The sequence below is a fragment of the Polaromonas sp. genome (genome assembly GCF_035638815.1).
In the GTDB taxonomy this organism is placed as follows: Bacteria; Pseudomonadota; Gammaproteobacteria; order Burkholderiales; family Burkholderiaceae_C; genus Polaromonas.
Window position 1 is genome coordinate 201,359 of sequence record NZ_DASQZG010000009.1, and the last position, 24,850, is coordinate 226,208.

The window sequence follows — 24,850 nt, forward strand, 5'->3', positions numbered from 1 at the left end:
GAGAGCCCCGTTTGAGAAACCTAGCGCCGGCGTAACGCCAAGGCCAAAGCCACGACGGCCAGCCCCAGCCCCCACAGAGGCCAAAGGCCAAAACGCGAAGCCCACCAGGCAAAGGGCGTGATGCCGTTGCGGCCCTCGACTTCGGCCACCAATACACCCCGCGTGTGACGCGGCAGCTCGTGCGTGACCTTGCCGCGGTGGTCAATAACCACCGTTGCACCGGTGTTGGTGGCACGGATCATGGGCCGCTCAAACTCCAGCGTCCGCATGCGGGAGATGTTGAGGTGCTGGTCAATCGCGACCGTGTTGCCAAACCAGCCGATGTTGCTGACGTTGGCCATGATGGTGGGCGCACTCGCCGCATCGACAAAGCTGCCTGCCAGCTCTTCACCAAACAAGTCCTCATAACAAATGTTGGGCGCAATGCGCTGGCCTTGCCACTCAAATGAAGGCTGGCCGAGCGGGCCGCGCCGGAAGTCACCGAGCGGAATATTCATCAGGTTGATGAACCAGCGAAAGCCCGGCGGCACAAATTCACCAAACGGAACCAGGTGGTGTTTTTCAAACAGATAGGCCTTGGGTTGTCCCGGCTTGAGCCCGACCACTGCATTGGCATAACCCTCAGCCAGACTGCCCAGCGGCATGCCCACCAGGGCAGCTTGCTGGCCTGTGGCAAACCGTGACTGCACGGAACTCAGATAACCCGCGGGCAAGTTGGCAGGCAACAGGGGAATGGCGGTCTCGGGGGCGATGACCAGGGGCGTTTTGACTGCCTGCAGTTGCTCGGCATACCAGCGCAGCGCTGTGGGCACGCCACTGCCGGGCTGAAATTTTTCGTCCTGCGGGATATTGCCTTGCAGCAAGGTCACGGGAAGGTTGCCTGCACTGGTCGACGTCTGCCGCCCCGCTACCAGTGACACACCCACCATGAGAAGCAAAACAACAGGCACCACCAGCACCTGGCGGCGCGAGTAACCCAGCCCGGCCAGGCTTGCGGCCACAAATGCGGCCATAAAGGTCATGCCGTGCACGCCAATCCATCGGGCATAGTTGTCCAGCCAGCTGCCCAGGTGGGCGTAACCTGCTTCACCCCACGGAAAGCCCGTAAAAAACTCCACGCGGGCCAGCTCCGCCAGCAGCCAGAGTGCTGCAAAAACAATAGCGCGCCGCATCGGTCTGAGAAGGGACAGCGACACAAACGCTGCACAAGCAACAGCGTAGTAGGTGCTTAAAAATACTGCCAACCCCACGATGGCCAGCACTGTCAGCGGCGCAGCCAGACCGCCATAAATATTGAGTGAGATAAACAGCCACCAGAAGGTGCCGCACAGCCACGCCGTGGCAAACGACCAGCCCAGAATCAGTCCCTGCTTCCAGCGCGTGCAGCGGTCCAACTGCCAGACAAGCACACCCAGCGCGAGCAGTTGCAGCCACCACAGCGGCTGGCCTTTCGCAAAGCCGAATGAAAAGGGCCAGGCGATGCTCAGGGCATGGGCGTAACCCGCCAGCAATGCAATCGTGATCTGGAAAAATGACAGCGCCTTGCGCTGCTTGGGGTAGCCAATATGCTCCAGCAAGGCCGGCATGGTGGGCAATGAAGACACCATGCTGTCGATTGCGTTTCGTGCCATGCCGTTTTTATCTCTATGTTTTTTTAGGGTCGCTTCAGCTCGTTCACTGGCGCCAGCGTGCCGGGCAACACCGGCGACACCTTGAACCAGCGCACTGCCCCGCCCTTGGTGTGCAACACGGTGAACTGAAGCCCGGCCAGCGCATGTGTCTCGCCGCGACGCGGCACGTGGCCCATCTCGTGCGCCACGAGGCCGCCTATGGTGTCAAAATCTTCGTCCAGCAACTTCACGCCGAAGGCCTCACTCACACGGTCAATCGAGGTGTCGCCACTGACTCGGTAAGTCTTGTCGGGGAGTCCAAAAATATCACCTTCGTCCGCGGCGATGTCGAACTCGTCTTCAATCTCGCCGACGATTTGCTCCAGCACATCTTCAATGGTGATGAGTCCGGCAACGCGGCCAAACTCGTCGATGACGATGGCCAGGTGATTGCGGTTGCCGCGAAACTCGCGCAGCAAATCGTTAAGCCCCTTGCTCTCGGGCACAAACACGGCCGGGCGCAGCAGCGCACGGATGTTGAGCTCGGGCGCGCGCTGGAGTTTGAGCAAATCCTTAGCCATGAGAATGCCAAGAATGTTTTCTTTTTCGTTTTCGTAAACCGGAAACCGCGAGTGTGCGGTGTCAATCACCAGGTGCAGGAGCTCGTCAAAAGGCGCATCGATGTTGATCGCATCCATGCGGGGCGCGGCAACCATGACCTCGCCAGCCGTCATGTCGGCCATGCGGATGACGCCTTCGAGCATCTCCCGGCTTTGCGCGCCTATGACGTCGTTGTCCTGAGCCTCGACCAGGGTTTCAATCAGTTCGTCTTTGGAGTCAGGCCCCGGGTGGAGCATTTCAGCAAGCTTTTGCAAAAAGCCGCGTTTGTCTTCCGGCTTGGGCGTTCTACTGGGGGGGGCGTCGGACACGAGGGTGTTCGGTAGTGGAGAAGACTTCAAGGATAACGTAGTTCAATGGCAGTTCCCCCATGGGGGCCCGTCGCCACTGACTTCTGGTGACATCTCCAATTTTGGCTGTCATCCCGGACTCGATCCGGGATCCATGCCGCTGAAACCACTGTCCAGGCTCGCGAGGCATGGATTGCGGACTAAGTCCGCAATGACAAAGCCCCTACATGGGCATGCGGTCGCGGCTGTCCCTCACGCCGTTCCGTACATCTTGAACGGCTGCAAGAATGTCACGGAACTGCTTGGCCTGGACCTTCAGGCGGTAGTCGGTCTGGGCGATCTGCTCTTCAAGCATCTCCGTCACGCGGGAGTCCAGGTCAGCCGGGGGCAGAGTGAGGTGCCCCTCACTCTCCGAACCATCGCGTTCAATCACAGCGCCAGCTTTGCGGGCGATGTTGAGCATGGCGGTGTTTTCGCTCAGGGCGTGGATAAACATCGTCGTCACCCCGTCGTTGCGCGCATGCATGACGGCACGGTCAAACAGCCGTGCGCCGTAGCCACGGCCGCGCGCATGCGTGAGGACCGACACGCCAAACTCTGCCCGGCTGGCGAGGTAGGGGTCAATCGACAGGGCCATGTGTGCCATCGCAATCAACTCAAGCTTGCGGTTGTAGATACCAAAAATCTCGTCACGCTCGAAGTTCAGTCCCGCCACGTAGCGGCCAATCTGCTCGTCGCTGGCTACGTAGCCAAAACGCAAATAGCGGTCTCTCTCGTCCAGCGCCAGCAGGTGTTTCTCAATGCGATTGCCGTGCGTGGGGCCCAGAGAACGGATGGGCACCATCACGGGCCGCTTGGCAGGCGTGCGCTCGCCGTCCGCCGGGGACTGGCGGAACAGCTCCTTGCCTGCGTCGAGGGAGGCCTTGATGAAAGTGGCGGGATTGACCATGCATCCAATATAAGGGTTTTCCCTCGAAAGTCCACTCTAGAGGGCTATATAGCCCTGTAAAGTCTTCTTTACCGGGACTCTCAGTGAAAACTGGCCTTTGTCCTTTGAAGACGGCCATAGCTTGCTATCAAAAGAGTAGTATTTCAGACCCTGCACAGTGGGCAAGTCGGAATAAATCGACATGTAAAGCGAGACAAAGACCTAATTCACTGACCACCCAAGGACTATTCGCAGGTCAATATGGTTTGTGGGCGCTTACACCGGCAATGCTGTAGTGGCCTTGACCCGGTCCAGTACAAAGCTGGTTTTGCAGTCCTGCACGCTGGGGTGCTTGAGCAGGGTGTCCATGATGAAGCGGCTGTAGTGGCCCATGTCGGCCACCACTACGCGCAGCAAATAGTCCATCTCACCCGTCAGCGCGGCGCATTCCACCACCTCGGGCCAAGTCTGCACGCTTGCGCGGAACACGTCCATGGGGTTGCGCTTGTGCGATTCGGTGTGCTTCTCCAGCCGGACATTGATATAGGCGGTCAGCCCCAGCCCCACCGACTCTGGCTTGACCAGGGCCACATACCGATCAATCACGCCGCTTTCTTCCAGCCGCTTCACGCGGCGCAGCACCGCACTGGGCGAAAGGCTCACCTGCTCCGCAATCTGGTCGTAGGTGGCGCGGCCGTCGGCTTGAAGGCTGCGCAGTATGAGCCTGTCCAGCTTGTCTAATGCTTCCATACCTATTATTTTGCATGTTTACTGCGTGAGCGGCAATGCATGCGCTTCAGATTGCATAAAAATTGCTGGTATGCGCCTGTACAGTCAGGTTGATCAATATCTGGTTTGGAGACATGAATGAGCGCACCTGCCAAGAAAGCAACAACAAACCCAACCGCCCCGACCGAGTGGGACAACCCCATGGGCACGGACGGCTTTGAATTTATTGAATACGCCGCGCCCGACCCGGCGGCCATGAGCGCACTGTTCGAGCGCATGGGCTTCAAGGCCATTGCCAAACACCGCCACAAAAACGTGACGCTGTATCGCCAGGGCGGCATCAACTTCATCATCAACGCCGAGCCGGACTCTTTTGCCCAGCGCTTTGCGCGCCAGCACGGCCCCAGCGTGTGCGCCATCGCCTTTCGGGTGCAGGACGCCAAGGCCGCGTACGAGCGCGCCATTGCACTCGGCGCCTGGGGCTATGCGCACACCGCCGGCCCCGGCGAGCTAAACATCCCGGCCATCAAGGGCATCGGCGACTCCATCATTTATTTCATAGACCGGTGGCGCGGCAAAAATGGCGCAAAGGAAGGCGACATCGGCAATATCGGCTTTTTTGACGTGGACTTTGAGCCTATCGCCCAAGGATCGGGCGCCGAGCTGAACCCCGCAGGCCACGGCCTGACCTACATCGACCACCTCACGCACAACGTACACCGCGGCCGCATGGCCGAGTGGTCGGGCTTTTACGAGCGTCTGTTCAACTTCCGCGAGGTTCGTTACTTCGACATCGAAGGCCAGACCACCGGCGTCAAAAGCAAGGCCATGACCAGCCCCTGCGGCAAGATCCGCATCCCCATCAATGAAGAAGGCAACGAAAAAGCCGGGCAGATTCAGGAGTACCTGGACAAATACCAGGGCGAGGGCATTCAGCACATCGCCATGGGTTCGAGCGACCTACCGGCTACTGTTGACGCCCTGCAACTCAGCGGCATGAAGTTGCTCAACACCAGCGACACCTACTACGAGTTGCTCGACAAACGCATCCCCGGCCACGGCGAAAATGTGGCCGAGCTGAAAGCGCGGAATATTCTGATTGATGGCAAGCCCGGCGAGCTGCTGCTGCAAATCTTCAGCGAAAACCAGCTCGGACCTATCTTCTTTGAGTTCATCCAGCGCAAGGGGAATCAGGGCTTTGGCGAAGGCAACTTCAAGGCGCTGTTTGAGACGATGGAGTTGGACCAGATGCGCCGTGGCGTACTTGAGAAAGCGTGACCACGAATGACCAGTGAAGTCTGTCATTGCGATGTTGCTGTCATCCCGGACCTGATCCGGGATCCATTTTCTATGCGCCACCGTCTCACCCGGCGAGGTGATCATGGCAATTGAACCCGTTGTTTACGGCGCCAGTGAGCGTCCGCCACGCGGCGATTACACGCGCGCCGGGGCTGATTACACCTGCCCGCAAAACTACGATGCCTACACAGAAGCCGACCACGACACCTATCGCCGCCTGTACGAACGCCAGGCCGCGTTGCTGCCCGGTTTGGCTTGCGACGAATTCATTGCCGCCCTTCCCTCGCTAGGCACCAGCGACCACATTCCGCGGTTTGAAGACATTAACCAGCGGCTGCGCAACGCCACCGGATGGGAAATCGTCACCGTGCCGGGGTTGATTCCCGAGGTGCCGTTTTTTACCCTGCTGGCCAACCGCAAATTCCCGGTAACCGACTGGATTCGCAAGCCTGAGGAGTTTGACTACATCGTCGAGCCCGATGTTTTTCACGACCTGTTCGGCCATGTGCCCCTGCTGTTCAACCCCATCTTTGCCGACCACATGCAGGAATACGGCAAGGGCGGCCTGAAGGCCCATCGCCTGGGCGCGTGCGAGCAACTCAGCCGCCTCTACTGGTACACCATCGAGTTCGGGCTGATCCAGCAGCACGATGGTCTGCGTGCGTACGGCGCCGGCATCCTCAGCTCGTCAGGCGAGCTGCAGCACTCAGTACAAAGCAGCGAGCCGCAACGTCTGCCTCTGGACATCGAGCGCGTCATGCGCACACGATACAAAATCGACAGCTATCAGCAAACCTACTTCGTCATCAACAGTTTTCAAGAGCTGTTTGACAAAACTGCGCCTGACTTCACGCCGCTTTATGAGCGGGTGAAAGCGAAAGACGAATTGGCAGCAGATGCGGTGGCGTAAGCCCGGATAGCTGGCCTTGACCCGCTTTGGCTTGTCACCCCCGGACTCGATCCGGGATCCATCCGGAGGCCACCCTCATTTGATGCGCGCACAGCAGAACGGACATACGCCCAACGGCAAGGCCTGCATCCGCGACGAAGCTACGCACTCTTGACAACTTTCGGCCATTGCCCTTTAAGGGCGGGAAAAGTTTGCTATTCAAATAATAGCAAAAACTCTCTGCGTCGACCCTGCAGTCGAAACAACCATCTTTTATTGCGTCGCTAAATTCAATTCGCCAAACAAAATCTTCATGGCGCTCACACAACAGTTTCCATATTTGCCCGCGCATCAGCGCTGCAAGGGTTTCCATTGCCCGACTTCTCCTACAAAATGAGGAGGTAAAGTTTTGTTACGCCTTCTACGATAGAGCCTCTCCTTGATTGAACTCCCCCCATCCATGACAAGAAGCACAAAGGTGCTACTGGTAATGGACGTGGTCGAGTCGGTCAGGATCATGGAGCAGGATCAAGATGACTTTGTACGGCGATGGCAACAACTGGTCGAGCACGCGGAGCAAATACTGCCCCTGCACGGCGGTCGTATTGTTAAAAGTCTGGGTGACGGTTTGATGCTGGAATTTGCGAGCGCTCAAGGCGGCGCGAAGGCAGCCTTCGCCTTGCAGCACTTTAGCCAGCGCGCCAACGCCGCACTTTCTGCTGACCGCCAGATGCATCTGCGGGTTGGCGGCCATCTGGCCAGCTTTGTAACGGACCAGTACGACATCTATGGCACCGACGTCAACTTGACGGCGCGCATTTGTACCTTGGCGGGTCCCGGTGAGATCGTAATCACAGCCGATCTTCGGGACGGTTTGACTGACGCGCTGGACGCCGATATTGAGGACTTGGGGGATTGCCACCTCAAACACGTCAAAGAGCCGATCCGCGCCTATCGCGTAGGCCCAGTAGGTCACTCACCAGTTATCCCGGCCAGTCCCGACGCCCCGCCAGATTTTCGTCCGACCATTGCAGTTATTCCCTTTGAAGCACGCAGCAACGAGCCTGAACATTTCGTCATTGGCGAGATGATTGCCGACGGTGTGATTGCCCAGCTCTCTCGCAGTCCGGATATTCGCGTGATCTCCCGCCTGTCTACCACTGCGTTTCGAGGCAGGTCGGGCACCATGCGTGATGTCGAATCTCGCCTGGCGGCATCGTTTGCACTATCTGGCAGTTACATCGCAAGCGGCGGCAAAATTTTGATCATCGCCGAGCTGACCGACACGCGGACCAACGAAATCATTTGGGCAGACCGAGTGTCTGGGGATACGAACGACCTCCTGCAAACGCAGAGCGAATTGCTCAACAACTTGGCGGCCGCGACATCGCGCGCTTTGATTGATACAGAGGTGGGGCAATCGCTGATACAGCCTTTGCCGCGGCTGGACAGCAGTTCGCTGCTGCTGGGTGGAATTTCAATGATGCACCGCTCGTCTACTCGTGACTTCGATCGCAGTAGACAGGCCCTCGACGCATTAATAGATCGGCACGGCCGGATAGCGACTCCGCGCGCATGGCTGGCCAAGTGGTACATCATGCGCATCATGCGTGGATTGAGTGATTCTCCTCAGCGGGACACACAACTAGCCCTTGACCAGACAAAACGCGCTCTTGACAGCGAACCGGAGAGCGCCCTGACACTGGCCATTGAGGGGCATGCCTACTGTCAATTGCTGGGCAAAGTTGATGAAGCCAACGACCGGCTCAGCCGGGCCGTCCGCGCAAATCCAAGTGAGCCAATGGCGTGGTTATTTAAAAGCGTTGCCTCCTCCATGTGGGGCTCAGCCGCAGACTCGGTCGATGAGTCGGAATACGCGCGAGGCTTGTCGCCTATTGACCCGCTGAAGTATCTCTTCGATTTGCTGACGGCCGCAGCTTTTTTGAGCGCCGACGAACATGTTCGGGCTATCGAATACGCGCGTCACTCTTTGCGCATGAATCGGCACCATTCACCAACTTTACGAGTGCTGCTAACCGCCCAAGTGGAAACAGGCTTGATGGCGGATGCCGGGGAAACTCTTCAAGCATTGCTGAAAGAGGAGCCCAACCTGACTGTGTCAGCATACTTGTCGATGGGTAGCGGAGGCAGCGTAACGCGTCAGCGATGTGCGGCAGCCCTTCGCCAATTAGGTCTTGCCGATAACTAAATCAACCAACTGAAAAAGGGAACAACATGAGCACATTCACAGGCGGTTTCACCGGGGGTTTCACAGGCGGTTTCACCGGAGGTTTCACTGGTGGCTTCACAGGCGGTTTCACTGGTGGTTTCGGAAACGGACTGCCAGATGAGACACCTCTGATGTCGGGGGCTTTGACAAATAGTCGTGCCGCGCTAGCTGGGCCATTTCAAGGCGCAACGATACCGTTTAGCTTGCCGACTTTGGATAAGCCCGGCAGATTGGCCGAATGGGCCGCAGGCCCACGCATGGCCGTTTGCGAGTTGGAGTTGCTTTCCGGACTGCATTTCAATGTCAACCAAGGCAAAACGTCCATGACATTGGGCTTTGTCGATCTGGACAAGAAGCCCTTGAAGGACGTAGCGCTGACGCGGTTGATTCGTCCTACTGAGAAAATCTTCAAACAACAAACTGACCTAGTTGCCAACTACGCTGAACTTCGTGACGACCGCGGCGCCGAGGTCCTAGCTCAAATTAGCGGCGGGGGGGCATTCTTGGCCTCGATCACTGGACTGACGGCCCATCGGCACAAATATACGGCCGAACTGCTGGATTTGGCCATGTCATTAGCCACCCACGTCGAAATGCGCTTTAAGCATGCTTTTGCATGCCCGCGCCCAGTAGAGCTATCGCCACAGCTTCAACCAATGATTCCAACGCCCGGTCACGCAAGTTGGCCTAGCGGTCATGCCACCGAGGCCTATTTAGCCTGCTCGCTGATGCAAGCATTGATGCCACATGGAGCAAAGTACGAGGAACAATTGGAACGGCTAGCGGCGCGCATCGCGGTCAATCGCACAGTGGCAGGTTTGCACTACCCAGTGGACAGCGCCGTCGGACGGCTGTTGGGTACGGCGCTCAGCGACTTCATAGTGGCTCGCTGCACAGGTGCCAAGCTGCACGAACGGGGATTCGACGGCCGCAAGTTCCACGGCGCCCAAGGTACTGTGATCGATTTCGACCCGCGCGTGTCGATGACCGACAACCAAAGTGGCTACTACGAGTTGCTCTCCGGTTCCGCCACTGTTGCGGCCTCGCCGCTTCTCCACTTCATGTGGACCAAGGCCGCAGCCGAATGGACATCAAACTAATAGGCCGGTTATGCATTGGACCCCACTACCAAAAGGCAGCTTCACAGGCATTGACTGGGCGAAGTCCGGCGCGACAATTGGGTTTGATCCCTATCTGATCTGGGCAGAAGCTGACAACTTCGCTGGCTATGGCCTCAACAAGCCACCCAAGTGGCTGCCGCTGCTGATCGAACTCGCCCCTGGCGTGAGCGTGGCGCAATTTAAAGCGGCTGCATCACCCAAGTGGATTCACGTGCCGCCGGTGTATACCTCCCCTGCCGCACCTACTGGCCTGCGCTATTGCACCGCGCTGGTCAGGCCAGCTTTTTTCAAACACATCAGGGTTGGCGGAAGCTTGCACGCCCTTGTGCAAAGATTTGAGCTTGGCTTATCTGCAGACTATCAGGAGGATGACCCGCACGCGCCAGTTGCGCCCAGTACCTCAGTAGCTCAGACGCTGCTCAAGGGCAAAGTAGTGGGCTTGATTGATGGCGGGCTTGCCTTCGCGAATGCCAATTTCTTACGTAACGGGAAAGCACGGACGCAGTATTTTTGGCGCCAAGACGAACAAGGCGCGGGCAAAGCACCCGCCGGCCTTGGCTATGGTCATGAATTCACTGCGGCCGATATCAACCAAGCGATCCAGAAGAATACCTTTGGTGGGTTGGTCGATGAAACTGGGGTGTATGACCAGGTCAAAATGGGTATGGAGCTGAACAAGAGCGTCAACCATGGCACCCATGTGCTGGACATCGCATGTGGTCCGCGTACCGTCTTAGCTCAGATCGCCGGTGCGCCCCCCTCCCTCGACGCACCGCCCACTTGGGCACTGGCCGGGGACGATGCAAGCAGCTGTGACATCGTCGCTGTGCAACTGGATTGGGACACGGTAGTGGACACATCGGGCGGATCGATGAACGTCCACATCATGGACGGACTGATGTACATCCTCTCCAAGTGCGCGTCCAACGCAAAAGTGGCGGTCAACCTGAGTTGGGGCACGCTTGCAGGCCCGCACGACGGGAGCTCAGTGCTGGAAGCCGCTATGGATCAGCTCATCACACTCAAAGGCGGTGCGCTTCAGATTGTTCTGCCTGTCAGCAACAACTATCAGAGCCGCACCCACGCCAATCAGACGCTATCAAAAGGAGAGCATTTAACGCTTCATTGGCGAGGGCAACCGGGCGATTTGACTCAAAACTTCCTTGAGCTGTGGCTGCCGCAGGGTGCCCAGGGCATTGAAGTGCAAATTACCCCTCCAGGGCAGAGCAGTCTTCCCTCTTTGGCCTGGGGGCAATCAGGTACATGGAACACCTCCGGGGGCAAACCGCTGTGCGCGCTGATCTATCCCAAGTCTGTAGCGACTGGTGCCAATGGCACTTGCGCGCTAATCGCAGTTGCGCCGACATTTGGTTTCGCCAAGTCGGTTGCCACGGCGCCTAGTGGCGTGTGGGAAGTGAAAATTACCAATACTCAAGCGGGCAAAGTCACCGTGGATGCCTACATCGAGCGCGACGATCAAATCATTGGGGTACAGACGGGAGCCCGCCAGTCCCACTTTGAAGACGAGTGGTATGACACCAGTGGCAACCCTGGGTCATACGTTGACCATCCCGACAATCCGTCACCCATTCGACGAAGTGGCAATTTCAACAGTATTGCCACGGGCGCAAAAACCGTGTCCGTGGGCGGCATTCGGGTGGCAGGGCCAATGTGGGCAAAGTATTCGCCACGCAAGCCTGACCCAGACGCAAGTCGACCCGAGCGGCCAGGTGTGGTGAAGGTGCCCGCCGTGCAGGCTTACAGCGACGAGAATCCGGCGCTACTTGGACTAAAAGCTGCCGGTACTCGAAGCGGTGGCGTAGTCCGCCTAATTGGCACCAGCGACGCCGCGCCCCAAGTCACCCGAAAAATCTTTAACGCGCTATAAAACCACCGGGCCGCTTACCAGCGGCTCGGCAGCTTTTTAAGTAGCGTGATACGCCGGATACCCAGCTCGATGTAGCCACCTTTTTCAAGGTCTTTGAGCAGGCGGCTGACCATCTCTCGCGATGCGCCGACGCGGTTGGCGATATCCTGATGGGTGATGGACTCCAGCAATGCGGTGCTGCCCTCGGGCGCATCGCCGCGGCGCTCTTCCAGCAGGGCGACGAGCCGGCCATACACGTCAAGCAGCGCCATGTTGCGTGCCGTTTCTGTGGCTGAGCGGGCGCGGCGAATGACTTGTACCACCAGGTTGATGGCAAATTCAGGCTCAGTGGCCAAGTGTTCACTCACATCGGCGCGACTCAATACAGCGCAGGTGCAGGGCTCTAGCGTCATCACCGATGCAGACCGCGGCCCGCCGTCTAGAGACATTTCTCCGAAGTAATCACCAGCGTGAACTGTGCCGTAGGTGATTTCACGGCCACTTTCGTCCATTGCAAAAATCTTGACGCTGCCTTTGAGCAAGACAAACAGGCTGTCTCCGGCCTCGCCCTCGTTGATGAGGACGGCATTTTTTCGATAGGTGCGCTGGACACCACGCTGCGCCAGGGAGCGCAGCTCTGGAACCAGGTTGGCGTACGGGTCTTCGCTGTGTGTGGATGACGTGCTCATGATGAGACGTAATCTAGCACGCGCCGAGTCATGCACGGGGCCTTGGTGTCCCGCACTCATCATTTTCAGTGGATCTGAACAAGGTGCAGAGGCGCCACGGGCGGCAAAACAGCGACCCGGTTGACCAGCTCGCGCACGCCGCTGGTGCCAGTTTTGGCGCACAGGCTACGTACATGGCTGCGCACGGTAGAGACGGCGACTTTCATATGTACTGCGATCTCCGGCGCGCTCAAGCCGCGGCACAGAATGATGAGCACCTGCTCTTCGGTATGGGTGAGGCCATGGGTGCGGGCAAAAAATCCGACCATGCCGGATTCGCACACCTCCGCCCGGGCAAAAAGCAGCGCAATCCGGCTGTCCCACGCGCCAGCTTCGCGCTTGAGCGGGACCACCGCTACTGTGAGGCTATGTCCATCGCCCTTGATGTTGATCAGGCTCCGCTTGCCTTTGGCTGCTTTGTCCAGCGCGGTTTGAAGTGTGCGGCTTTCTGCCGGATGAACAGCCTCGATCTCACCCTTGATCTTGCACAGGACACGTTGGCGGTTCAGCTCGCTACGGGCGGCCTGGTTAACGTGGAAGATGTGCCCGCCTTGATTGACCACCACTGCGCCGTGCGCCAATACATCCATCAGGGAGGCCAGAACGTCCACGCCAGCATCCAGATGAGCAGCCCCCAGAGGCAACGCCGAGTCAGCAAATCCGGGATTCAACAGGGTGTTCATGTCAGCGCGCCTAGCAATCGTTACAGATTGTTAAGCGTAGAAAGCATGCGCAGAACTCGCCAGTGAATATGCCCAACAGTTGCTGTTAATAAGTCACAGCGCGTGTTGCGCTACTCCCAGCTGTCCAGAACTGCCTTTGTTTTTACCCAAAATGCATTCAGCTTCTCAAGTTGCTGCTTGGCGTTGACCGGGACAGCCCCCGTTTTTGCCGCGGTTTCAAGTTCGCTGCAAATGGTTTGCATGGCCACTGCGCCGACGTTGCTGGTGGCGCCGATCAGGGCATGGCTGGCCCACGCCAGCCCGATGGCGTCGTCACCCTGAATACTGCGCTCAATGGCCTGCAGGCGCTGGCTGGCGTCTGCGACGAAGAGGCCAATCACCTCCCGCGTCATGCTCAACTGTTCGTCATCAAACTCCTTGAACTGGGCCAGTCTGTCCAGATCCATCAAGACGGGCTCTCCCGTCGGTGCCACCTTCGCAGTGATGGCACTGACACCCGCCGCTGCCGGACCCAGAACCTGTGTGCGCGCGAAGTCGACCGTGGAAGCTTTGCTCACGGTAATGGCAGTCGCAGTGGACGGCATTCTGGGAGACCAGCGCTCCAGCGCCTCTGCCAGCTCAGACATGCGCAAGGGCTTGGTGAGGTAGTCGGCCATGCCTGCCGCTATGCAGCGTGCCCGGTCCTCAGGCGATGACGCCGCAGTCAGCGCCAGCACCGGCGGCGCTTTTTTGTCCATCATGGTTTGAATCTGCTGGGTCGCCTGCAGTCCATTCATGCGCGGCATGTTGACGTCCATCAGCACTGCACCGAAGCGCCAGCCGGCGCCGTGGGCGCGCGCTACGGCCTGCACGGCTTCGCGCCCGTCCAGGGCCGTTTCAAACTGATAACCCATTTTTGACAGCATGGCGCAGGCCACCTTGAGGTTGACGCTGTTGTCGTCGACCACCAGCAAGGTGATGTTTTTGGCCGTTGTCACGCTGGAGGCAAGCCGCTCTTGCGATGAGGGCTGGCCCCTCGGAGTGGGTACGCTGGTCCCTTGGTTCTCAACCACCGGCGCGTATTTACGGTGCGAGGCTGTGGCATCCACCGCAGGCACCACAGACGACGCGTGAGCCCGCTGCACGGTGATAACAAACCAGAATGTCGACCCTTTGCCAACATTGCTTTCGACGCCGATCTCCCCGCCCATCAGCTCTACCAGTCGTTTGCAGATGGCCAGCCCCAGACCTGTTCCGCCATATTTTCTGGTGGTTGACGCGTCAAGCTGCGTAAATGCCTGGAACAAGTTGCCCAGCCGATCGTGCGGTATCCCGATTCCCGAATCGACGACGCGGAACTCTAGCCGCACACGTGAAGGCTCACCGCTATGGGGAAGCTGACGGACGCTGACCGAGACTTTGCCCTTGTCGGTGAACTTGATGGCATTGCTGACGAGATGAACCAACACTTGCCGCAGACGGGAGCCGTCTGCGGAAATCGCTGCTGGTACCGCGGAGGGATCGGCGCTGCCCGCATCAGAAATATCGACGGTGAGTTCAAGGTTTTTTTCCTGGGCACGGATGTATGCGTTGTCACACGCCTCTTCGATCAATCGGCGCAGACTCAGCGGCTGCACTTGCAACTCCAGTTGGCCGGACTCGATTTTGGAGAAGTCCAGTATGTCGTTGATGACGATCAGGAGCTGGTCGCCGGATTGCCTCAAGGTTTTCAAATAGTCGCGCTGCTCGTCGTCAAGGGCAGTCTGGGCCAGCAAGGTGCTCATGCCAACAACGCCATTCAGCGGCGTGCGGATTTCGTGACTCATGGTTGCCAGGAAAGCTGCTTTGGCCTTGACGGCCTGCAGGGCGTCTTCGCGTGACGCAAGAAGCTCAACCGTGCGTTTTGCGACCCGCTCCTCCAGATACTCCCTAGCGTCTTGCGTGGCTTTGACCTTGCCCAGCATTTCTGCCCGCTCCCCTTTGAACTGCTCTGCGCTGTCATGTATCGCTTGCGAAATGTGCCTGATCTCCTTCAGGCGGGTATGTCGGTCAATTCGTGGTATTTCGCCCCGACCCAGCTGCTGCACTGCCTTGCCCAGGCCCTTGAGCCCGCGCCCAATACGGTGGCCGATGTAAAGCGCCGCCAGTACGCCAAACAAAAGCAGCGCGCCCACAGGCGCGAGCGACCTTAACCAAGCGCGGCCTGCATCTGCGGTGAAGTCGCTCTCGGGCGCAGCAACCACCAATGTCCAGCGCAAACCCAGCGACTCGCCGACCGGCCGCTGCACCATCAACAAGGTATCACCCTGCAAGGGCAACCTTTGCAAGGCTGTATTCCCCGCTATCACCGGCTCTTCTGGCTTGCGCGAACGGGCGAGTTGCAGGCCGGCAAACGCTTCCCGAATGATGCGATTGGCGCTGCCGGGCGGAGAACGACGCGTTTGCTGGCCTTGAACTTCCTGCAGCAGGGCGTCTCCGGCGGACCCTGCAACAAGCAGCCCGGCTTCATCCACGATAAAGGCGGCGCCATTCGGGCTGAAGCTTTGTGCCCGCAGCAGCTCTGAAAGCTGCTGCAAATGCAGATCGACGCCAAATACCCCGGCCAACGCATCGTCCGCTTCGTACACCGGTTGGGCCAACGTGACAAAGAGTTGCGCTTTTCCGGGGAGAGCCTGAACAGGGGAAAAGACCCGCCTTTTAGCCGCCACTGCGCTCTGGTACCAGATACGGGAGCGTGGCTCCACGGTGGTCCGGTTGACGGAGAGCGCAGAGCTTCGGTCACCCGCCCGGCGCGCCAGAAATGCCTGCAACCAAGCGTCTGCATTGTTTCGAAACAGGACTGTTGTGCTGCCTCCCGTGTTCTCTACTGCGAAATACTCGCCCCGGTTATTGCCAAAGAACAAGCTGGGGACGGCAGGCGTCTGCCTGGTGAGTGCAAAGGCCATGGACTCGAACGCCCCACCATGACGCAGCCAATCGCGCGCCTGTTCTGCCTGCGCCGGGCTTGGGCGCTCGGGGAACAGGCCGTTAAGTGCGTGATGAGCAGAGGCCGCATGGGTTTGTACCCCGGCTTGCACCTGCGCCGCGACGGTGGCAAGCGCGGTGCCAGCGCGATCTTGCACCGCACCGGCGCTGCTGCGGACCGCCAGCCATGCCATGACCCCCACGGGCAACACCGAGAGAACCAGGAGGCTCAGAACCAGAACGCGAGGCAGGGACAACAGTATTTTTGACACGGCGTCAGCGAGTTTGCCTCATCCGCCCGCAAGAGCAATGTGACCTAAGTCTCAAGCGCCAGGCCGAGCAACTCGGCAGCGTCTATCGGCGCCGATCTGCCAGGAAGGGAAATCAGGGCGCGCCCGCCGATATTGACGGCCCCGGTGACGCCGCGCAGCATTGACACGCTGGCCGCTATTCGCCAGCCAGACTTGCTGGCCGCCTTTTGCAGCAGCAAGGTAGCGCTGACAGTGTCGCCAACTGGCAGCACCTGCACATCTCCGCGCAGCGGATCTTCGAGCCTGGCCAGTGCGACGGGCCCGCTGTTCAGTGCAACACTCACATCAAACCGGGGCAGCTTGTAGGTGGGAAAGCGGGTGTTGAGAAACTGCTGCACCCGCTTGGCCGCGTCACTCAACCCCAAGGCTGCGCGGGCAGCGCGCAAGCCGTGGTTGACGGATGTCGTGTCGGCGCTGTCGACAAAAATAACCAGCAACCCATCGCCAACAAACTGCATCAATCTTGCGCCGAAAAGGTGGACTGTGTCGCCCGCGTTGTTGTAGAACTGGCGGACAACATCACTCAGGTCCGTGTTGGACAGCTTCTCGGCAAAGCCTGCGTAGTTGATGACATCAACGAACAGCACCGTGGCATTGGTGAATTTTTCGTCTTCACTTTGTGCATTGTCCGCGGGCCACTTCTCGCTGAGCTCGGAGGCCAGTCGCTGTTCGTACAGCTTTGAGAGGTGGTGTTTCTGGTCTTCCAGCGCGGCCAGAACCGCGGCCTCTACGGTCATGGTCTGAACAACCGCCTGCATTTGCCGGCGGTTGAGCTGGGCGGCTGCAGCCTCGCGCAGCTCCCCGGGCCGAAATGGTTTGGTTATGTAGTCGTCTGCACCACTGGTCATGCCGATGCGCATGTGCGCGCGCTCCTGCAGCGAGGTCAGCAGGATAACGGGCGTGGCAAAAATGGCCGGGTCGGCGCGCAAGGCCTGCAGCATGGCAAAACCGTCCATCGTCGGCATTTGCACATCACTGATGACCAGGTCCGGCTTGTTGTTTCGGACAAGTTCAAGCCCCGACAGGCCATTGTCGGCAGAGAGGACGTCATAACCATTTTTGCGAAGTACCGAAGCCACCAACGTACGGGTGGCGGCGTCGTCCTCCATCACCACAATTAAAGGCATGCTTTTTCCAGACGATTCGACTGACATGCCGTAGCTTACACAAATTGTTACCTAAGCAACAACTACCGTTACAACTTTGGTATGCTTTTTGAGGAATCGTACCGGACCATCGCCAGCGTTGCGTTCATGACCTCAGGCACAAATGCCATTTGCACGTGAGCCACACCACTCAGAAAACGATTGTCCGCGTCAGGCAATGTGGCGGTTGACGTAGGAAAGACGATGTTGTCGCAGTTGGAGTACCAGCAGGTGAACAAGGTGTGCCGATGAGCGGGCATGTCCACATCCAGCTGCTGCTGCCACGGGCTTGAAAGCTGCATCTCGCGGCCATTGGCCACCCGGCTGAACCGGGCCAGCCATGTGCCGCGATGGGGGGTGCCAATCGTCACCACATGGTGAACCCGCGCCTCTGCTTTATGCGTCTTGAGCCAGGCTCGCACTGCCAGCCCGCCCATGCTGTGGCAGACCACAAGAGGGGGCACGCCGGTGGCGGCCCCGACGCGCTGCACCGCATCTTCGATCTGAGGGGAGTAGCTGTCTATGGAGCCAAACGGTGGCTCCAGATTGACGGCAACGTAGGCATGACCCGTACCCTGAAGACGTTTGAGCCACGGCGCCCAAAAACCGCGGTTACAAAAAAAGCCGTGAACAAACACAACACCGCGTTGCCCCTGCACCACGGTGGCGGGATCAAGTTGGTCCGCAAAAGCATGTGACCGAAACGGCTGACGCCAGCAAAACACCCTGGGTGCGGTCAAGGTCTCGCCCACCCAGGCTGCCATCAAAGCGTGCCAAGGCGGCTGGGGAGCGGGATCGCTCCGGTTGACGAAGCGCAGGGCCACAAACTCGAGGGCCAGAAAGCCGGAGTAGCCAAGCACAAGCATGACAAAGCCGCCCACTGCCAGCGGGGGCGAAGATTGCCAGAAGTAAGCCAGCCACGCACATGCGGCCACGAGCAGGGATACCGTGATGAATTGCTGCAGGCGCGCGAGCATGTTGTCAGTCCGCGTTGAGCAAGACAGGGTCAGGCCAGAACGACGTCACGCCCTGCCAGCTTTTTAGCCAGCCCCTGCGCCAGCCGATTTACCGTGCCATAGATCGACAGCTGTGGATTGGCTCCAATGCTGGTCGGAAAAACCGACCCGTCATGGATGGACAGATTCTCGATCTGCCAATGCACGCCATCAGGACGGGTAACGCCGCGTTTTTCTTGCGCAGCCAGTGCGCAGCCACCCATTACATGGGCACTGACTACCTTGGTCAGCATGGGTTTCATGGGAAGTGCATTGACGGCGTCGCGGGCTTGCGTCCAGGTGGTGTACGGCTGCGCCATTTCATGAAGCGGCAATACCTGGCGAGCGCCAGATGCAAACTGAATTTCCATCATCGACAAAAGAGCGCGTCGTGCACCGTCCATGACGTAACTGGTCAGCGGGTAATCAAGCACCGGCGATCCATCGCCGCGCAGCTTGACCTGCCCACCGCGAGATTGGTCGTGAAAGCCGTCGCGCAGCAGGGCAAGCAAGGTGTGGTTGTGTGGAAACGAGTCCAGCAACGCTTTCTGGCTTTGACCATACCCAGGAACTGTCGAAGCAAAAATCACTGGGTGCAGGGGCGGCGCCTCCAGCTTGTAGCCCATCGGACCGTCGATGGGCAGGGTGTCAAGAAAATGATCGGTGTAAATGGTTTGCGGCGCACCATTCCACGCTTCGACTTTCTGGTCAAACACTGAAGAGCTCATGACCACTGGATGCAGGAAGGTCCGCGCGCCTAGCAAACCATGTGGATCCGGCGCACCCGATCTGAGGAGGACGGCGGGAGAATTGATGGCGCCGGCTGCAAGCACGTAGTGTTTTGCTACTATTTTTGTAGCATTGCCCGCCCGTATTCCCTGGGCTAATGCCCCATTTGGCATCACACTTTGGCAATAAAGGGCGGTGACCTTGCCGTTGGTCAGTTCAAACTTCTCCACGCGCATTTCCGTCAGCAACTGGGCGCCCTGATCCAGTGCAGCCGGGATGGTGGTCACCAGCATGGACTGCTTGGCATTGGTGGGACATCCAAGTCCGCAAGACCCCAGGTTCCAGCACCCTTTGACATTTCGCGAAATAGCCGCCGCGGGGATACCGAGCTTGGCCGCACCGCGACGCAGCAGATCGTTGTTCTCATTGGGCGGTGTGAGCCAGGGGAGGATATTCAGGCGCTTCTCCGCCTGCGCGAAGTAGGGCGCCAGCGCTTCATCGCTGAAACTGGTCAAGCCGAACTGTTCCTGCCAGTACTTCAACGTGACGCTCGGTGTTCTGAACGAGCTTGTCCAGTTGACTGTGGTGGAGCCGCCTACGCAACGGCCCTGCAAAATGTTGATGGCCTTGTCTTCGGTCTTGCGGGCCGCACTCTCTTGATATAGCTGCGGATAGGCCTCTGATTCTTTTTGATTGAAGTCTGAGCTGCTCTTGAGCGGGCCCTCTTCAATGATCACCACTTGCAAGCCAGCCTTTGTGAGCAGCTCTGCCGTAATGCCGGCACCCGCACCGCTGCCGACGATAGCAACATCACACACAATTTTTTCGGGCGCTGCGCCCAGGGCGCCACCAAGCACCTTCCACCCGCGTTTAAGACCATCACGAATGGGGTCTGGCAATTGACTCATGCTGCGTATAACTTTCAGATTTTGGGTGGACCGGCATAGCCAAGCTGCGCCCAGGTCGATGCATCAGAGAAATAGGCAGCAGCCGTGATGTCGTGAAGTGCTGCATAGGCCTGCTGACGCAGCGCCACACTGGAAGTTCTCATGCCTTGCAAAGCCTGCTGGATCTGTGCCTCGCTAGCAGAGGACCATGACTCGCCCAACCCCGCAAGGGCCAACCGTCCAGGCGCTGCTGCCAACAGCGACAGCAATTGCGATAACTCCTCCTGGGCGTGAGGCGGCAATGCGATGGTGAGTCCGTCGACGCGATCGAGCAATCCGTTCAGTGCCGTTTGCCGAGCCGCGTCGTCAGCGGGCAGGCTCCCTTCGAGCACCGACCGCCCAATCGCCCTGATAACCTCACGCCCGGTGGAAGTGAGTTTGCCCTCGTCCAAGCCCGCCTGCAGCAACGCCGCCGCACCACCCGCCACAGCCAGCAGCGCGGCTGAAGCGACGCCCAGCTTGAGTAGGGATCTTCTTTGCATCGATCAAGTTTCTCATGCGTACTCCCGTCGCAATAGAGCGCGTTACCTAGATAAACTCGGTGTTTATATGGACTTACCCGCACAACGCATTCGCGATGCCATGCAGGCGGTGTCGCTGTTGCGCCAAATTCGCGCCAGCAGTCCGCAGCTCGACGCAGCGTGCCTGGATGTCAAGCGGTTTCAGGCGCAGCGCTTTCGGGCGACCTACGCAGATCTGCTTCACAGTCCACGCTATCAAGGTGCTGCGCATTTCTTCTTGAGTGAGCTGTACGGTGATCACGACTACGCCCAGCGCGACCAGCAGTTTGCGCGCATCGCCAATACCATCGCGCGACTCTTTCCGGCAGCAGTGGTTGAAACCGCCGCCTCGCTGGCCGAGGTTCACGCATTGACTGAGAGGCTTGACGATCTGGTTGCGCGGCAGTGGCTGATGAGTCCGCACCTTGATCTGTCAGCGCGCTACATCAGTTGCTGGCGCGCTGTAGGCGATCGTTCTGCACGAGCACAGCAACTGCAGGTGGTCTTGCACTTGGGCCAGCAACTTGATCGTTTGACGAAAACGCGTGGCCTTCGCATGCTGCTGAGGATGATGCGTGCTCCGGCGCAAGCTGGCGGACTTAGCGCCTTGCAGAATTTTCTCGAAGCTGGCTTCGATGCCTTTGCCGAGATGCGGGGGGCCTCCCAATTTTTGAGCCTGATCGAATCACGCGAATCGATCTGGATCGCTTCACTCTTTGATGATCAGGCTGTCGCCTGCGAGACGAGACTGAACCAACTGCTTGCCGAGGCGCGCTCACATTAGGACAAGCCCCATACGTTTGCGGCGCCTCCAGTTCCACAATGTCGCAGAAGGAGTTTTCGATGGACAAGATTTGGCTCAAGAGTTACCCCGAAGGTGTTCCGCACACCATAGACGTTAATCAGTTTCGCTCGCTGAACCAGCTGCTAGAAGACTCTTTCCGGAAAAATGCCTCGCGCCCCTTCTCGGTGTGTATGGAAAAGTGGATGTCATATGGCGAGCTTGACGAGCTTTCTTCTGCATTCGGCGCCTGGTTGCAGCAACGCGGACTGGAGCGCGGAGCGCGGGTCGCGATCATGCTGCCCAACATTCCGCAGTTTGCAGTGACCATGGCCGGCGTCTTGCGCGCGGGCTTCACCTGCGTGAATGTGAATCCGCTCTACACCCCCCGCGAGCTTGAGCATCAACTCAAGGACTCCGGTGCCACCACCATCGTCATTCTCGAAAATTTTGCACATGTGCTGGAGGAAGTGATCGACAAGACGCCAGTGAAGCATGTGGTTGTGGCGTCCATGGGAGACCTGCTCGGCTTCTGGTACGGCAGCTGGATCACCTTTGCTGTTCGTCATCTGGCGAAAATGGTGCCTGCGTACAAGCTACCCCTGAGCAATGGCCGCGCTGTCACCCCGTTTAACCATGCAATTGCAGATGGAACTGGCATGACGCTGAAATCTGCCGAGTGCACACTTGATTCGATTGCATTTTTGCAATACACGGGCGGCACAACAGGCTTGTCCAAGGGCGCGGTGCTCACCCATCGCAACATCGTCGCTGCCGTTTTGCAGGCAGAAGCCTGGTTTACGCCAGCCTTGAGACGCTTGGGAGATGTCAGCAAAACCAATGGAATTGCGGCCTTGCCGCTGTATCACATTTTTGCGCTGACGCTGTCTTTACTGGCAATCAGGTGGGGTTCGCACCTCACGCTGATTCCCAATCCGCGTGACTTTGGAAAATTCATTGAGGTGCTGAAGAAGCGGCCCTTCCACATGCTGCCTGCAGTCAACACGCTGTTTAATGCCCTCCTTCAACACCCTCAAATCAAATCTGTTGATTTTTCCAGCTTGTGTGTTTCACAGGCTGGCGGAATGGCGGCGTCAGCAGGCACTGCTAAACACTGGCTTGAAGTGACGGGCTGTCCCATGATCGAGGGTTGGGGAATGAGCGAAACCTGCGCCATTGGCACCAACAACCCAGTGATGAACTCGACCTTCACCGGAACCATAGGTCTTCCTCTCCCCGGAATTGAACTTGCGATCAAGGACGACGGCGGGCATTCGCTTCCAGTTGGCGAGCCGGGAGAAATCTGCATAAGGGGGCCGCAGGTGATGACGGGCTACTATCAGCAGCCCGCGGAGAACGAAAAGGCGTTTACGTCCGACGGATTTATGCGAACCGGCGATATTGGCATCATGGATAGCGATGGCTACACAAAAATCGTGGACCGCAAGAAAGACATGATCATCGTTTCTGGCTTTAATGTTTTCCCCAACGAGTTGGAAAACGTGATTTCCCTCTGCCCAGGAGTGGTTGAATGTGCTGCTATCGGCATTGCAGATGACAAACAGGGCGAGGCGATCAAGGTATTTGTTGTCAAAAACACTCCCACGCTCACGGAGGAATACCTTAACGAGTACTGCAAGCAGAATCTGACTGGCTATAAGCGGCCGAAATACATTGAGTTCCGGGACGATTTGCCCAAAACCAACGTCGGGAAAATTTTGCGCCGCGAGCTGCGTTCCTCTCCGTAGCGAAACGTTAGCCGCAAGCTGTGATACATCCACCGTTGCCCTCAGACCTTCGTGTTTTCGAACGCGGTTGGTTGTCGTCCAACAACATTCTGTGTTTTGGCAGCGATTCGTGCGCCTTGATCGACAGTGGTTACAGTACACACGCCGAGCAGACTCTTTCTCTGGTTGCTGGCGAACTGCAGGGGCGCCCGCTCGATCTGCTCCTCAACACGCATTTGCACAGTGACCATTGCGGGGGTAACGCAGCACTTCAGGGCAAATACCCGGAAATGCGGACGCTGATTCCTCCGGGGCATGCGGCCTTTGTCGCAAGTTGGGATCCCGCAGCCCTGAGCTATACGCCCACCGGCCAAAGCTGCTCCCGCTTTACATTCGCCGATGTGCTTTTGGCCGGTACGACCATCTTTCTTGGCGATACAGAATGGCAGATCCACGCCGCTCCTGGTCATGATCCTCATTCGCTTGTTTTTTTTGAACCACTATCGCGCACGCTGATTTCTGCAGACGCATTTTGGGAAAACGGTTTTGGTGTCGTGTTTCCCGAGCTCGAAGGGGATACGGCGTTCGCCCAAGTGGGCGCGACGCTTGATCTGATCGAAAGACTCGACCCCCACGCGGTCATCCCAGGCCACGGTCGGGTGTTTAATTACCACGAGAAAATAATGGCGAAAGCTCGACAGCGGCTGGATGCATTTATTGGCAATCCGACCAGACATGCCCACCACGCTGGCAAGGTTCTGTTGAAGTTCAAATTGCTGGAAGCCCAGCAAATGGAGTTTTCGAATTTTCTGGCCTGGGCGGGACAAACCAGTTACTTTCGGCTGATTCGCAAGACTTATTTTTCCTCGGTCCCGCTCGAGCAATGGGTGGGGCAGCTCACAGAGGAACTCATTCACTCCGGGGTTGCGTCAATGAAGGAGGGTGTGATCTTCAACGGGTAGATCTCACCACCATAGGCTCGCCTCCAAAACTGGACCGCTTCAGCGGCATAACGAGATATGGAAATCATGGAAAGAGCTCCGCACGCAAAATGCGACGCCCAAAAGAAAACGCCCAGTTGAATCATCAACTGGGCGTTTCTTGCTGTAAGAGCCTGACAATGTCCTACTTTCACACGGGAATCCGCACTATCATCGGCGCTAAGTCGTTTCACTGTCCTGTTCGGGATGGGAAGGAGTGGTACCAACTTGCTATGGTCATCAGGCATAACTGTTTGACAAATTGTTCGTTGAACAATCCATCGGATTCATAGAGCAAATCAGCTTTTATTTAATGTCTTGCACTCATGCGAGCACAGTTTTTGAATGCGTCACTTGGGCATAACAACTTCGAAATCAATCAAAGTTATAGGGTCAAGTCGCACGAGCAATTAGTATCAGTTAGCTTAACGCATTACTGCGCTTCCACACCTGACCTATCAACGTCCTGGTCTTGAACGACTCTTTAGGGGGCTCAAGGCCCCGGCAGATCTAATCTTGAAACGAGTTTCCCGCTTAGATGCTTTCAGCGGTTATCTCTTCCGAACTTAGCTACCCGGCAATGCCACTGGCGTGACAACCGGTACACCAGAGGTTCGTCCACTCCGGTCCTCTCGTACTAGGAGCAGCCCCCTTCAAACTTCCAACGCCCACGGCAGATAGGGACCAAACTGTCTCACGACGTTTTAAACCCAGCTCACGTACCACTTTAAATGGCGAACAGCCATACCCTTGGGACCGGCTACAGCCCCAGGATGTGATGAGCCGACATCGAGGTGCCA

General features: G+C 58.0%; 20 protein-coding genes and 2 rRNA genes. 8 read left to right on the plus strand and 14 right to left on the minus strand.

Features of this window, described 5'->3' with window-relative positions; genetic code table 11:
- Window positions 1–20: 20 nt before the first annotated feature.
- From lnt to VE934_RS04900, 4 genes are all read right to left on the minus strand, one after another.
- Complete coding sequence (gene lnt, locus VE934_RS04885) at window positions 21–1,631, minus strand: apolipoprotein N-acyltransferase (protein WP_324884897.1); 1,611 nt, start codon at window positions 1,629–1,631, stop codon at window positions 21–23.
- A 23-nt stretch (window positions 1,632–1,654) separates the two neighbouring features.
- Entirely contained in the window at window positions 1,655–2,539 is an 885-nt protein-coding gene (locus tag VE934_RS04890; protein ID WP_324884899.1) for an HlyC/CorC family transporter, read from the minus strand.
- A gap of 202 nt (window positions 2,540–2,741) precedes the next feature.
- Window positions 2,742–3,467, minus strand: coding sequence for a GNAT family N-acetyltransferase (locus tag VE934_RS04895; RefSeq protein ID WP_324884901.1), 726 nt, complete (start codon window positions 3,465–3,467; stop codon window positions 2,742–2,744).
- Window positions 3,468–3,722: 255 nt separating this feature from the next.
- The gene (locus VE934_RS04900; protein ID WP_324884903.1) at window positions 3,723–4,196 is read right to left on the minus strand and encodes an Lrp/AsnC family transcriptional regulator; all 474 of its coding nucleotides are present in this window, start codon (window positions 4,194–4,196) and stop codon (window positions 3,723–3,725) included.
- Window positions 4,197–4,313: 117 nt separating this feature from the next.
- Between VE934_RS04900 and hppD the strand changes: the two genes are divergently transcribed.
- Entirely contained in the window at window positions 4,314–5,453 is a 1,140-nt protein-coding gene (gene hppD / locus VE934_RS04905; RefSeq protein WP_324884905.1) for a 4-hydroxyphenylpyruvate dioxygenase, read from the plus strand.
- A 103-nt stretch (window positions 5,454–5,556) separates the two neighbouring features.
- Entirely contained in the window at window positions 5,557–6,384 is an 828-nt protein-coding gene (phhA, locus tag VE934_RS04910) for a phenylalanine 4-monooxygenase (protein ID WP_324884907.1), read from the plus strand.
- A gap of 34 nt (window positions 6,385–6,418) precedes the next feature.
- Here the strand turns inward: phhA and VE934_RS04915 are convergent, their stop codons facing one another.
- Window positions 6,419–6,736, minus strand: a complete 318-nt coding sequence (locus VE934_RS04915; RefSeq protein ID WP_324884909.1) for a hypothetical protein — start codon at window positions 6,734–6,736, stop codon at window positions 6,419–6,421.
- Between the two features lie 87 nt (window positions 6,737–6,823).
- Between VE934_RS04915 and VE934_RS04920 the strand changes: the two genes are divergently transcribed.
- The 3 genes from VE934_RS04920 to VE934_RS04930 are packed head-to-tail and all read left to right on the plus strand — an operon-like array spanning window position 6,824 to window position 11,602.
- Window positions 6,824–8,572 carry an adenylate/guanylate cyclase domain-containing protein gene (locus VE934_RS04920; protein WP_324884912.1) on the plus strand — a complete coding sequence of 583 codons (1,749 nt, stop codon included), beginning with the start codon at window positions 6,824–6,826 and terminating at the stop codon, window positions 8,570–8,572.
- A 26-nt stretch (window positions 8,573–8,598) separates the two neighbouring features.
- On the plus strand, window positions 8,599–9,693 hold the full coding sequence (locus VE934_RS04925; RefSeq protein WP_324884914.1) for a phosphatase PAP2 family protein: 1,095 nt from the start codon (window positions 8,599–8,601) through the stop codon (window positions 9,691–9,693).
- A 10-nt stretch (window positions 9,694–9,703) separates the two neighbouring features.
- Entirely contained in the window at window positions 9,704–11,602 is a 1,899-nt protein-coding gene (locus VE934_RS04930) for a hypothetical protein (protein WP_324884916.1), read from the plus strand.
- A 14-nt stretch (window positions 11,603–11,616) separates the two neighbouring features.
- Here the strand turns inward: VE934_RS04930 and VE934_RS04935 are convergent, their stop codons facing one another.
- The 7 genes from VE934_RS04935 to VE934_RS04965 form a co-directional block, all read right to left on the minus strand.
- Window positions 11,617–12,270 carry a Crp/Fnr family transcriptional regulator gene (locus tag VE934_RS04935; RefSeq protein WP_324884918.1) on the minus strand — a complete coding sequence of 218 codons (654 nt, stop codon included), beginning with the start codon at window positions 12,268–12,270 and terminating at the stop codon, window positions 11,617–11,619.
- Between the two features lie 65 nt (window positions 12,271–12,335).
- The gene (locus tag VE934_RS04940) at window positions 12,336–12,992 is read right to left on the minus strand and encodes a helix-turn-helix transcriptional regulator (protein ID WP_324884920.1); all 657 of its coding nucleotides are present in this window, start codon (window positions 12,990–12,992) and stop codon (window positions 12,336–12,338) included.
- A gap of 110 nt (window positions 12,993–13,102) precedes the next feature.
- Complete coding sequence (locus VE934_RS04945) at window positions 13,103–16,207, minus strand: hybrid sensor histidine kinase/response regulator (RefSeq protein WP_324884922.1); 3,105 nt, start codon at window positions 16,205–16,207, stop codon at window positions 13,103–13,105.
- A gap of 44 nt (window positions 16,208–16,251) precedes the next feature.
- Complete coding sequence (locus VE934_RS04950; RefSeq protein ID WP_324884924.1) at window positions 16,252–17,373, minus strand: response regulator; 1,122 nt, start codon at window positions 17,371–17,373, stop codon at window positions 16,252–16,254.
- A gap of 68 nt (window positions 17,374–17,441) precedes the next feature.
- Entirely contained in the window at window positions 17,442–18,368 is a 927-nt protein-coding gene (locus VE934_RS04955) for an esterase/lipase family protein (RefSeq protein WP_324884926.1), read from the minus strand.
- Window positions 18,369–18,397: 29 nt separating this feature from the next.
- Entirely contained in the window at window positions 18,398–20,023 is a 1,626-nt protein-coding gene (locus VE934_RS04960; RefSeq protein ID WP_324884928.1) for a GMC family oxidoreductase, read from the minus strand.
- A 14-nt stretch (window positions 20,024–20,037) separates the two neighbouring features.
- A complete protein-coding gene (locus VE934_RS04965; RefSeq protein WP_324884929.1) occupies window positions 20,038–20,544 on the minus strand; it encodes a hypothetical protein in 507 nt (168 codons plus the stop codon).
- Between the two features lie 67 nt (window positions 20,545–20,611).
- Here VE934_RS04965 and VE934_RS04970 point away from each other — a divergent pair, with 67 nt between their 5' ends.
- Genes VE934_RS04970 through VE934_RS04980 form a run of 3 tightly spaced genes read left to right on the plus strand, consistent with a single transcriptional unit; the run spans window position 20,612 to window position 24,032 of the window.
- Window positions 20,612–21,346 (plus strand): FFLEELY motif protein, encoded by a 735-nt coding sequence (locus tag VE934_RS04970; protein WP_324884931.1) that lies wholly within the window; start codon window positions 20,612–20,614, stop codon window positions 21,344–21,346.
- Window positions 21,347–21,405: 59 nt separating this feature from the next.
- Window positions 21,406–23,091, plus strand: coding sequence for an AMP-binding protein (locus tag VE934_RS04975; protein ID WP_324884933.1), 1,686 nt, complete (start codon window positions 21,406–21,408; stop codon window positions 23,089–23,091).
- A 35-nt stretch (window positions 23,092–23,126) separates the two neighbouring features.
- Window positions 23,127–24,032, plus strand: a complete 906-nt coding sequence (locus VE934_RS04980) for an MBL fold metallo-hydrolase (RefSeq protein ID WP_324884935.1) — start codon at window positions 23,127–23,129, stop codon at window positions 24,030–24,032.
- Window positions 24,033–24,182: 150 nt separating this feature from the next.
- On the opposite strand, the gene rrf is transcribed toward VE934_RS04980, so the two are convergent.
- Both rrf and VE934_RS04990 read right to left on the minus strand, forming a co-directional pair.
- Window positions 24,183–24,295, minus strand: a 5S ribosomal RNA gene (gene rrf, locus VE934_RS04985).
- Window positions 24,296–24,439: 144 nt separating this feature from the next.
- Window positions 24,440–24,850: ribosomal RNA gene (locus tag VE934_RS04990) — 23S ribosomal RNA — on the minus strand; the annotation flags it as partial.